This window comes from Dankookia rubra (assembly GCF_004355005.1).
Classification (GTDB): Bacteria; Pseudomonadota; Alphaproteobacteria; order Acetobacterales; family Acetobacteraceae; genus Paracraurococcus; species Paracraurococcus ruber_A.
In genome coordinates this window covers 1-8,754 of the sequence record NZ_SMSJ01000148.1, presented here as the reverse complement: position 1 = coordinate 8,754, position 8,754 = coordinate 1, and the positions used below count along the sequence as shown (strand labels likewise).

Annotated in this window: 19 protein-coding genes; 8 read left to right on the top strand and 11 right to left on the bottom strand. The window is 63.7% G+C overall.

Translation table 11 applies throughout. The features are described from left to right. The 5 genes from E2C06_RS34080 to E2C06_RS34060 form a co-directional block, all read right to left on the bottom strand. A partial coding sequence (locus E2C06_RS34080; RefSeq protein WP_133293002.1) for a hypothetical protein occupies positions 1–246 on the bottom strand: 246 nt, incomplete at its 3' end. Next, a complete protein-coding gene (locus tag E2C06_RS34075; protein WP_133293001.1) occupies positions 243–539 on the bottom strand; it encodes a hypothetical protein in 297 nt (98 codons plus the stop codon). The genes E2C06_RS34080 and E2C06_RS34075, both read right to left, overlap by 4 nt. Further along, positions 536–748: a hypothetical protein gene (locus E2C06_RS34070; RefSeq protein WP_133293000.1), complete on the bottom strand. Its 213-nt coding sequence runs from the start codon at positions 746–748 to the stop codon at positions 536–538. The genes E2C06_RS34075 and E2C06_RS34070 overlap by 4 nt, the downstream gene beginning before the upstream one ends. After that, positions 745–957, bottom strand: coding sequence for a hypothetical protein (locus E2C06_RS34065; RefSeq protein ID WP_133292999.1), 213 nt, complete (start codon positions 955–957; stop codon positions 745–747). Before E2C06_RS34065 ends, E2C06_RS34070 begins: the two co-directional genes overlap by 4 nt. Positions 958–967: 10 nt before the next feature. Further along, positions 968–1,333: a hypothetical protein gene (locus tag E2C06_RS34060; RefSeq protein WP_133292998.1), complete on the bottom strand. Its 366-nt coding sequence runs from the start codon at positions 1,331–1,333 to the stop codon at positions 968–970. Between the two features lie 175 nt (positions 1,334–1,508). Here E2C06_RS34060 and E2C06_RS34055 point away from each other — a divergent pair, with 175 nt between their 5' ends. Genes E2C06_RS34055 through E2C06_RS34045 form a run of 5 tightly spaced genes read left to right on the top strand, consistent with a single transcriptional unit; the run spans position 1,509 to position 2,626 of the window. After that, positions 1,509–1,778 (top strand): helix-turn-helix domain-containing protein, encoded by a 270-nt coding sequence (locus E2C06_RS34055; RefSeq protein ID WP_133292997.1) that lies wholly within the window; start codon positions 1,509–1,511, stop codon positions 1,776–1,778. Then, a complete protein-coding gene (locus tag E2C06_RS38170) occupies positions 1,775–1,912 on the top strand; it encodes a hypothetical protein (protein WP_165982852.1) in 138 nt (45 codons plus the stop codon). The genes E2C06_RS34055 and E2C06_RS38170 overlap by 4 nt, the downstream gene beginning before the upstream one ends. Positions 1,913–1,942: 30 nt before the next feature. After that, on the top strand, positions 1,943–2,071 hold the full coding sequence (locus E2C06_RS40525; RefSeq protein ID WP_277751913.1) for a hypothetical protein: 129 nt from the start codon (positions 1,943–1,945) through the stop codon (positions 2,069–2,071). Continuing rightward, the gene (locus E2C06_RS34050; protein WP_133292996.1) at positions 2,068–2,322 is read left to right on the top strand and encodes a hypothetical protein; all 255 of its coding nucleotides are present in this window, start codon (positions 2,068–2,070) and stop codon (positions 2,320–2,322) included. Before E2C06_RS40525 ends, E2C06_RS34050 begins: the two co-directional genes overlap by 4 nt. A 25-nt stretch (positions 2,323–2,347) precedes the next feature. Then, positions 2,348–2,626 (top strand): hypothetical protein, encoded by a 279-nt coding sequence (locus E2C06_RS34045; RefSeq protein ID WP_133292995.1) that lies wholly within the window; start codon positions 2,348–2,350, stop codon positions 2,624–2,626. A 685-nt stretch (positions 2,627–3,311) separates the two neighbouring features. Here the strand turns inward: E2C06_RS34045 and E2C06_RS34040 are convergent. Then, the gene (locus E2C06_RS34040; RefSeq protein ID WP_133292994.1) at positions 3,312–3,557 is read right to left on the bottom strand and encodes a hypothetical protein; all 246 of its coding nucleotides are present in this window, start codon (positions 3,555–3,557) and stop codon (positions 3,312–3,314) included. A gap of 240 nt (positions 3,558–3,797) precedes the next feature. On the opposite strand from E2C06_RS34040, the gene E2C06_RS34035 reads away from it, so the two are divergent. After that, positions 3,798–4,208, top strand: coding sequence for a calcium-binding protein (locus E2C06_RS34035; RefSeq protein ID WP_165982851.1), 411 nt, complete (start codon positions 3,798–3,800; stop codon positions 4,206–4,208). A gap of 52 nt (positions 4,209–4,260) precedes the next feature. Here the strand turns inward: E2C06_RS34035 and E2C06_RS34030 are convergent, their stop codons facing one another. The 3 genes from E2C06_RS34030 to E2C06_RS34020 form a co-directional block, all read right to left on the bottom strand. Further along, entirely contained in the window at positions 4,261–5,337 is a 1,077-nt protein-coding gene (locus E2C06_RS34030) for a YihY/virulence factor BrkB family protein (RefSeq protein WP_133292992.1), read from the bottom strand. Positions 5,338–5,527: 190 nt separating this feature from the next. After that, positions 5,528–5,986 (bottom strand): GFA family protein, encoded by a 459-nt coding sequence (locus tag E2C06_RS34025; protein ID WP_165982850.1) that lies wholly within the window; start codon positions 5,984–5,986, stop codon positions 5,528–5,530. A 90-nt stretch (positions 5,987–6,076) separates the two neighbouring features. Then, positions 6,077–6,268 (bottom strand): hypothetical protein, encoded by a 192-nt coding sequence (locus E2C06_RS34020; protein WP_133292990.1) that lies wholly within the window; start codon positions 6,266–6,268, stop codon positions 6,077–6,079. Between the two features lie 582 nt (positions 6,269–6,850). Here E2C06_RS34020 and E2C06_RS34015 point away from each other — a divergent pair. Continuing rightward, positions 6,851–7,138: a DUF1127 domain-containing protein gene (locus tag E2C06_RS34015; RefSeq protein WP_133292989.1), complete on the top strand. Its 288-nt coding sequence runs from the start codon at positions 6,851–6,853 to the stop codon at positions 7,136–7,138. A 263-nt stretch (positions 7,139–7,401) separates the two neighbouring features. On the opposite strand, the gene E2C06_RS34010 is transcribed toward E2C06_RS34015, so the two are convergent. After that, positions 7,402–7,725 carry a lytic transglycosylase domain-containing protein gene (locus E2C06_RS34010; RefSeq protein ID WP_133292988.1) on the bottom strand — a complete coding sequence of 108 codons (324 nt, stop codon included), beginning with the start codon at positions 7,723–7,725 and terminating at the stop codon, positions 7,402–7,404. A 112-nt stretch (positions 7,726–7,837) separates the two neighbouring features. Continuing rightward, positions 7,838–7,978, bottom strand: coding sequence for a hypothetical protein (locus tag E2C06_RS38165; protein WP_165982849.1), 141 nt, complete (start codon positions 7,976–7,978; stop codon positions 7,838–7,840). Positions 7,979–8,127: 149 nt separating this feature from the next. On the opposite strand from E2C06_RS38165, the gene E2C06_RS34005 reads away from it, so the two are divergent. Next, entirely contained in the window at positions 8,128–8,379 is a 252-nt protein-coding gene (locus tag E2C06_RS34005; protein WP_133292987.1) for a helix-turn-helix domain-containing protein, read from the top strand. Positions 8,380–8,754 lie beyond the last annotated feature (375 nt).

The following is an 8,754-nucleotide window of genomic DNA, read 5'->3' as shown; positions in this document are numbered from 1 at the left end:
TGTGTCCATGTAGTCCAGCACGCCGGCCTTGGCCTTCAGCCCGGCCAGGGTCGCGGCCTCAGTGTCGAAAATGCGCCGCTCGAGCCCGAACACCTCGCCCTCCACCTCCTTCTTCAATACGCGGTCGGCGGCGGACCAGTCGCGGTCCAACATGCCGGCGTGACGGTCCGCGATTGGGATGAGGCGATCGACGGCCTGGCGCCACGCGGCGCAGAGCTCGAGCAGCTCAGTGTCAGTGCTGGTCATGCGGCGATCTCCTGTGAGGTGTTCAAGCAAGAAAGCCGCGCATCCGCCGTAGCAGCTGCGCCCGTCACGTCGAGCACCGCGTCCAGGGCACCATGCTCGAGCAGCGCCTGGAACGTGCCGGTATTTGCAGCCAGCATTCGTTCCAGGCCTTCGCGCCGGAGCTCGGCAGGACGGTCCGCAGTCTCGAGCGCGCGGATCCGGTGCCGCCACTCGGCCAGCCAGTCGACCCGCGTGGTGTGCTCTGTCGTGCCGCCGGCGCGGTCCATGATGATCCAGGGGGAGGGGGCGTTCATGGCCGCGCCCTCCATCCACAAAGCCGCGTCACGCCCACCGGCAGAGGACCAGACACCCGCAGATGCGGCGGCACAGCCATATTCTCCTGTTGGTGCAGGTGGCGCGCCAGGGCCGCGAGCCGGGCAGCGATGGCCAGCACCCGCGCGGGCCGATCGGCAGCTTCGACCAGTTCGAGCGCGAGGACGTCGACGTCATGGGCGGCGCTCATATGGCCTGCTCCAGCACCGCGGCATCAGCCTCGCGGGCCCGCCGCACCTGGTCGGCCTCGATGGCATCAAGCGCATCAGCCATACGCGTGAACCGCCCCAGATTACGTAGGTAAGCGATGCGGCAAACGGTCGGCGCCAGCAGGGCACGGCGGAGTTCAGCGGCCGGGCGAGGGTCGCGCAGCAGCACTTCGTCAGGGATCAGGGTCATGTTCCGCCCCTCACGCTGCGATCGACAGGGGAGAGGCGAAGGCCGCGTAGACCTCGGCAGCGGCGGCACACTCGGCCGCGTCGTGCTCCGGCGCGTATTCCTGCGGCACGCTGGCGACCAGCGACACGAAGGCGAGGACGGCAGCGAAGGCCGCCTCTTCGGTGACGCCGTCGGCCAGGGGCAACCACTTGCCCAGGCGGAGGTGGAGATCGACGCGGTAGGTGTCGCCTTCGGCGCGGATGTCCATGCAGCGGACGCCCGCCATGACCATCGCCACCAGCGTCTGGTCATGGTGGAGAGGGCGGTCGAGGACGGAAACGCGTCGCATAGCCGCGAGACGCGCGCGCGCGGGTTGGTCTACAGAGATGAAAGCCATGATCCGGGCTCCACAGGCTCGGGTTGTGGTCAGGGCCGGGAGAGGTGTTGCTGCACCTTGCTCGGCCCGCCTTCAGGTACTTCTGTTGGTGTAAATAGGATTAGGATGGGTTAAATACCCAACGCAAGGGGTAAAAATCCTTGCGATGGCGTTCTTCTGCGCTTAGCTTTCGCCTATGAACGGCATCACACCCGAGACCTGTCGGGCTGCCCGTGGCTTGCTAGGCTGGTCACAGAACGAACTCGCGCAGCGCGCACAGGTCGGCCTGAACACAATCCGAAACTTCGAAACTCGCGCCCGCAGCCCCCGGACTGGCGAGCCCGTACGGCTAATGCGAGCAAACCTTGCTGCGCTTCAGTCAGCTATGGAGGCAGCAGGGGTCCAGTTCACGTCTGATCCCGGCCGCATCGGGGTCGCGCTTCGTGTCACGGCGAACGACACATGAACTTCCCGGCCGAGTACGAAGCCGCAGGCCGGCTGCAACGGGCGCTGGCTGCCTTCCAGAAGGGGCAGGGCATGCTGCTGGCCGCACATCGCAAGCTGCAGAGCCTACCGCCGGAAGAGGTCGGCCGCTTCTGACTAGCGGCCGGAGCTCAGCTCGAGGCGCACATGAGCGCCAGCGCAGCGGAGGTGCTGGCCGCTTTCAAGGCGTTCTCAGCCGCAGGACTGGTCGCCAGCGCCAATGACCGCCACCTGGTCAGCGAGGCACAGCGGCATCTCGCTCAAGGTGGTCTATGACGCAGGACAAGCCGAAGCTCACCCCCGCTGAGCAGCGGCAACGGCGCGAGGACAGGCTCGTCACCATCCGTCTGCGCATAGCGATCGGCCGGGCTCTGGAAGACCGGGGCATTACCACCGCGGCCGCGATTGGCGAGGCGCTCGGGATGCCGGCTGGCGAGGCGACCAAGCTGTTAACCCGGCGGCAATGGCGCGAAGGCGATGTAGAGCAGCTTCAGGCTGCTGCGGTACGGCTCGGGCTGACCGCGTAGATCCCCGAAGGAAGGGAGACGACCTGTGCCGGCTGACTTCCTCGCCGACGACTTCGAGGCCATTGCTCGTGCCATGCGGCGGGAAACGTCATTGTCGCCTGTGGTGCTGCACTTTTGGGGCATGCGCGCATTGCTAAGCAGCGTTCATGAAAGCATCGAAGCGGCAGTGGCAGAGGCTTATAGGTTGGCGGCGAGCGACATAGGGACCCCACTCCGCATCACCACTCCTGAAGGCACCATGCTGATGGACGACAGGGCTCTTGCTGAAGCGGTGGTCCGCCACGGCGAGAGAATGCCGATTTAGCGCTTCAATCCCCACTGCTCCACGAGTGCCGGCAACGGGGTGGTACGTACCTTGGGCCAACGGACGAGGCCCGACGGAATCATCGCTCGCGCTTGCTCCAACGAGTTCGCCGTCCAATGGTGGTCAGTGATCCTGTCTTCGGGCACGGCGAGTACGACCCTCAGCACGTACCTGCCTGGTGCGTCTGGGCTATCCGGACCGAACACCAGAAGATAGGGATCGTGCACGGAGTGGGCGTGCAATACCTTCGCCACTTCTTGGGTTGATGCACGATGCATTCGCTCCCTCCGCTTTACGCGCAGGATGAAGAAAGCAGAGACATAGAAAAATTATATTCTTTTTCATAAAGAAAATTACGACACGCTAAAATAAAACGATAAGCATACTTACATTATTTGTTCTGCTCGCAGTATTGCCCCTCTACAAAGCTTCACGATTAAGCATTTTGTGAAATTTTTACGGATCAATACTTAAATGTCAGAGTATGTGGCGGATGTACCCACCTCGGTGCAGGTGCGGCTGGAAGCGTCTGTCTCTTCCAGCCGCACCGACCCCGTTGATGGACGCTCGCACACGGTGAGCGGTAGGCGTGATCCTCACCGAGCTGGTCATCGCCATCGTCGTCGCTGCGGCGAATTAGGGCCACAGTGCCGTCGACCCGAAGCTGCTCCTGCTACCACGTTGCTCAGTGGCGTGCTGGACCTAAGCGCAGGTTTGGCTCGTCCTCTTCTGGCGTCAGGGGATCGTCAGTGACGATTGTTAGCAGGTCGGTCCCTTGGCTTCTCACGATAATCAGCAGACCTACCACCATAAAGAGTAGCGCCGCTGGGGTGCTTTGCCCAAGCACTGCGGCAAGTACACCACAAGCGGCAAGGCCGGCCACCCAAAGCCAGGTGTGCTCCTTTATGTGGAGCAGAACAGGATGCTTCATGGCGTCTCTCCCCCGAGCTTGACTGCTCGTGGTGACACGATAGCAATGTTTCATCCATAATTCAGATACCTATCACCATCGTGATGCACACGCACAAGGCCTCACGGAAGCACCGGGAAGCCGTCCAGGACTGAGCTCGTCCGGCAAATCAGTAGGGCGCATAGCCGGCGCAGCAATATGCAGCCGGCCCCAAACCAGCCGATGGGGTTCTGCCTCGGCCTCATTTTCAGGAGGACCACAATGGGATCGAGAACGGGCAGTGACGCCCACGACGTCATCTTCGGTTCGGCAGGCGCCGACCTTCTCTCCGGCATGGGCGGAAATGACATGCTGTTTGGTGGCGCCGGGGCGGATACAATCATTAGCGGCACGAACATTGACGTCCTCATCGGCGGCGCTGGAGCAGATACTTTTATCTTCCAGCGCGGTGATGGGGCCGACCTGATTGCGGATGCACGGATCGGCATCGATCATGTCCTCATAATCGGCGTCGAGCAGGACGAGGTCAGCTTCCACGCTGGCGAGGACGGCACCCTGCAAGCCTGGTACGGCGGCACCGATGGCTCGGCCGCGGATCACGGCACGATCACCCTATCCGGCTACACGATGAACGACGTAGGCGCCATGCGCGACCTGTTCATCTTTGGCTAGAACGCCGGGCGGTGGGGCAGTCATCGCTAGACGATCCTGCATAGCGTGGACGTCAAAGCCAGCTTCGTCGTTGTGACGGCCGGTTGCGCGCCGCCCCCGATCGCCGCTCCACCATGCCCTGTACGAGGCCGGTGACGACGTACGGAAGCAGGGCAACAAGAAGCTGCAGGATGGCGTTGGGAGCGAGCACCGGCGCTGCCGCAGATCGATGCTGCAACTCGCGCCGCTTGGCATCTGGAGCGAGCACCGCATCGGCCGACTTTGCCGGAACCGGCACTGCCTGCTTGCTTCCTTTGAGGTTGGCCCAGGCCCGGGTGAACTCAGCTCCGGCCAGGAAAATCAGCGCTGAGTAGTAGAGCCATACCAGAATGATGATGATCGCGCTCGCAGCACCGAATCCAGCGGCGACCCCGCTGTTTCCGATGTAGAGCGCAATCAAAGTCTTGCCGACGGTGAACAGGACGGCGGTCGTGAAGGCTCCGATGAGGACATCGTGCCAAGCGAGCTTGCGATCTGGTAGCACCTTGTAGATCGCCGCAAACAGCAGCGTCAGAACGCCGATCGTCACCGAGATGCTCAGCACGAAGGCGAGTGACGCACCGCCAGGAAGCGCGGCTTCCAGCCAAGAGCCGAAGGATGCGATGGCAGCGCTAACTGCTAGGGAGGCGATCAGGATGAAGCCTGTCGTTGCCACCAGACCGAGCGCCGCAGCCTTCGCCTTGACTAGGCGTGAAACGGTCTCGGTAATCGAGCCCGCCTCCGGCACCTCAGTTTTCCAGACGGCGTTCAGCGCATTCTGCAGGGCACCGAAGGCGCCACCGGCGGTGAGCAGCAAGGTACCTAGGCCGATCGCCACGGCCCAGCCGCCGCGCGCACTACCCATCGCGCCATCGGACAGTCGCCCGACTTCGCGCGCCGCCTGGTCGCCCAGCATGCCGGTCATCTGAGCAGTGATGGCGTCATCGACTTGGTCGCGACCGAAGACGAAGCTGGCGATGCCGGTAGCAATGAACAGCAGCGGCCCGATCGAGAACAGGGTGAAGTAGGCGATGCCGGCAGCCCGCGTCAGAGCATCGTCCGCTATGAAGCCTTCCCCGGTATCCTTCAGCAATGCCCATACCCGGCCCATGGCGCAGCATCCATGATGAACATGACTATGAAACGGTCTGCTGGTGCCGCAGTTTCCTGAACCTACACCGCGTGCACCGAGCCAGCGGCATTATCAGCCTGATCGCGTTGCGGGCCGGTCCGACTGGTCGAAGACGACCCGGTAGCGGCAGTGCGCGTGACTCTCACCGCCCTGGCGGTCGTCCTCATCATCACTTCGACTGTTCCCGCCAAGCTATCAGCAGAGGGGTGAAGTCGGTGGGTTGCTCGGCGTAGGACAGGATGTCGCCATGCACCACCGCCCAAGGCTGCGCACTGCTCGTCCAGAACTGAGCGACCGGGCGGACCCAACTGGTGTCGTCGAGAGTGCCGGCCCGGACATTGACGGTTTTCCGCCCCTCTCGCTGCGTGTGAGTGCGGGAATGGCAGGCCGGGCAGACATGCGCGAAAATACGAGCACCGCCGGCCAAGCGCCGCTCCGTCCGCAGCGGTTTGCCTCGCGCCAAGTCGAAGCCGTCAGCGGGGATTACCACTGACATGCTGAACGCACTGCCGGTTCGCTTTTGGCAGAGGTGGCAGTGGCAGATGTAGGTGGTGAGGATAGGTTGTGTGATGAGGTAGCGGACCTCGCCGCAATTGCAGCCGCCGGGCAGAGGCAGGTCTCTGGTCATGGACCGAGGATGGCAGATCGTGCGCCCGGTCGTCATCAGGTCAACGCGGCGCCGAGAGCCCAGGCGGATGTCCGGCCAGGAGCGAGACCACTACCGTCCACCAATGGCCTCTCGCAGCATCAGCCAGTCGGCCGTGCTGACCAGTCCCTTGGCCACCGCCTCACGGCCCACCTGAATGAAGTCGATGCGTTGAGCCCGGGCCAGCACGGTAATGCGGATGTAGACGCCGCTCAGGCGGTCGGCTTCGTCTTCGGTCGCCAGCTTGTCCAGGTCGGTGAGCATCGGCGGATCGCCCTTCGGAGCAGTTCGAAGCCTATGCGAAACCAGCACCGATGTTCCATCTTTGTTCACGCATGTCGCGGCACCTCGACGGCAGCCCGAAGCCAGTGGACCCGATCTGGTATCGCCAGCACGAGACGCTGCACGTCCAGTGCCGCTGCGGACACCGGGCCAGCGGCATCATCGGGCTGATCGCTTTGCGGGCTGGAATGAGCGGGCACGAGCGGATGTGGCGGCTTGTCGTCCGACTCCGGTGCTCGAGGTGTGGCGCGCGTGACCCGACCGTCGAGGTGGGGCGGTGAGGTGCGGAGGAGGCAGCCGGGCAGGTTGCCGCTAGGAGGTGAGGCCTAGCCCGCCCCGCTCGGGAAGAATGCCGCGAGCCGGCAGCGTTGGCTACCAGTAGCCTCACCTGCAGCTTGCGCTGCAGCCGCACGACGCTCAGCACCAGCGGCCCGATCATCACGTGCGCGAGCACGACCGGCGTTCACCCCTCAGCTACAAAGGGCCTGCATATCCGGTGCGCGAGAGCACAGCGCTGAACGAGACTGATCGCCAAGCTCCTGGTGCTGCTTAGAGGACAGGCTGATGACCACCATCTCGTTTGGCCGCTTTACCCCGACCAGCGCTCGAGCCGAAAGAGATCGGAAAGTCAGCCCTGGCTTGGTTCAGCGCCTGCGCGCCTGGATGCTGCATCGCCGCACCTGCGCCGAACTGCGAGACGCAGACGCACGCACCTTGCAGGACGTCGGCTTCACCCCTGTTGCCAGCACTGACTTGGTTCGTACATTCGGAATGGACCCTACATCCCTTTGGAGCATCGGCGAGGTGCCGATGCCACTTCCCGAGAAGAACGGCCCATCGCATCGCCGCTGACTAGCAGGTGCTGCGAGCGGCAGCTTCCTTTCGCCAGTGCCGACTAACCGTCCTTCGCCTGGGAGGCCTCTGCGATGACGCGCTGCAGCTCGGCATCGCTAGTGCCCTCAGGAAGCCCCAGGAAGGACCACAGCGCCGCGTCTGGCCATAGATGGGGCGGAACATGCTGGAACGCCTCCCAACCGTTCCTACGGCCTCGCTCGAGGCGGTGAAGGCGTATCTCGAGCGGCTTCACCCCTGCGCATCCCCGATGGTGACGATGATCAGGCGAGCATCGGACGTTGTGCCGGCGCTGCCAAACCGGCGCGCCGATCGGCATCGCGCAAAATGGCGACGCCAGCCGCCATGTTGCGGCACGGATCCATGGCTTCGGCGACTGTTGCGGGGAAACCGGGCTTGCCGATGTGCTGGCTGTTCAATCCCATCAGCCCGTAATCAATCGAGCCGTCGCGGTTCGGCCGACCGACCGCCGCAGGGTTCAAACTGCTTTCAACCTGCGCGTAGGCCCGTAGCCGGTCCACGGTGATGGTCGGCGGCAGGCTGAGACCGCATGAGGCGACCAGCAGGGCGAAGGCTTCGGGGGTCATCGCCAGCCCGGCCCCAGCAGCAAGCCCAGCAGCAGCACGGCGAGGATGACCAGGCCGCCGGTCGCGGCGTGGCGACCGCAAGGCCCGGCTACCAGCAGGGCGAGCAGCCAGTTCATGCCAGCACCAGGGCGGCGAGGAAGGCCGCCAGGGCGAAGCCGATCGCGTGCGTCTGCTGATCGGCGGAGATGGCACCGACGACGTAGCCGACCACGCAGCCAGCCACGCCGGCCAGGGTGAGAGCGGCAACGGTCATGCCGGCGAACCGCAAACGCTAGGCATTACGCCCAACAGCGCACGATATGTGGTAGAAACGCTCCCGAACCGAGCCATTGCAACCAACTCTTGCCCTTAGGAGAATAGTTAGTCATTATGGACAGCTTAGAGGCAAAGGGCAAGAGGCGAATGACCCAAGCGGGCTTCACGGCGGCGCAATGTCGCGCGGCGCGGGCGGCGGTTCAGTGGAGCCAGGACGAACTTGCGGAACGGGCGCGGGTATCTCGCGCAACGCTTGTGAAGTTTGAGAACGGGTCGGGCGTCCCGCACACGAACAACCTGACCGCGATCCGCGCTGCGTTTGAGGCGGAGGGCTTTCGGTTCGCACTGTCCGAAGCGGACGGTCAGGCAAGCATCAGCTACGTCGAGACTTGGAAGTGAGCGAAGCCGCTGCGCTGCTGGACGAAGTCCTCGCGCCACACGCCAACAACCTCGCCGCCGGCTCCGGTGCCCTCGAGGGCCTCTCAATGGCCGAGGTGTGGACTTTTGCGATGAACGAGTCGCCATCGGCTTGGAGCCGAGCCACGACCGATTGGTCTACAGTCACCGCGAGGGGTCTTGCGAGGAAGGTGTGGGCTTTTGCGAGCCTGCCCAACGAGGAATCAACGAGTCTCGCAAACCATCCCGAGGACTTTTGCGAGCATACTATTGATCCGGCCTGGGCGATCTTGAATCAGGCGGCGTAGCGAAAAGTCTTGTGCCCGAAGAAGCTGCGAACGCGGTCGGGCAGCTTCGATAGCCTGCGCATGTGCCCGA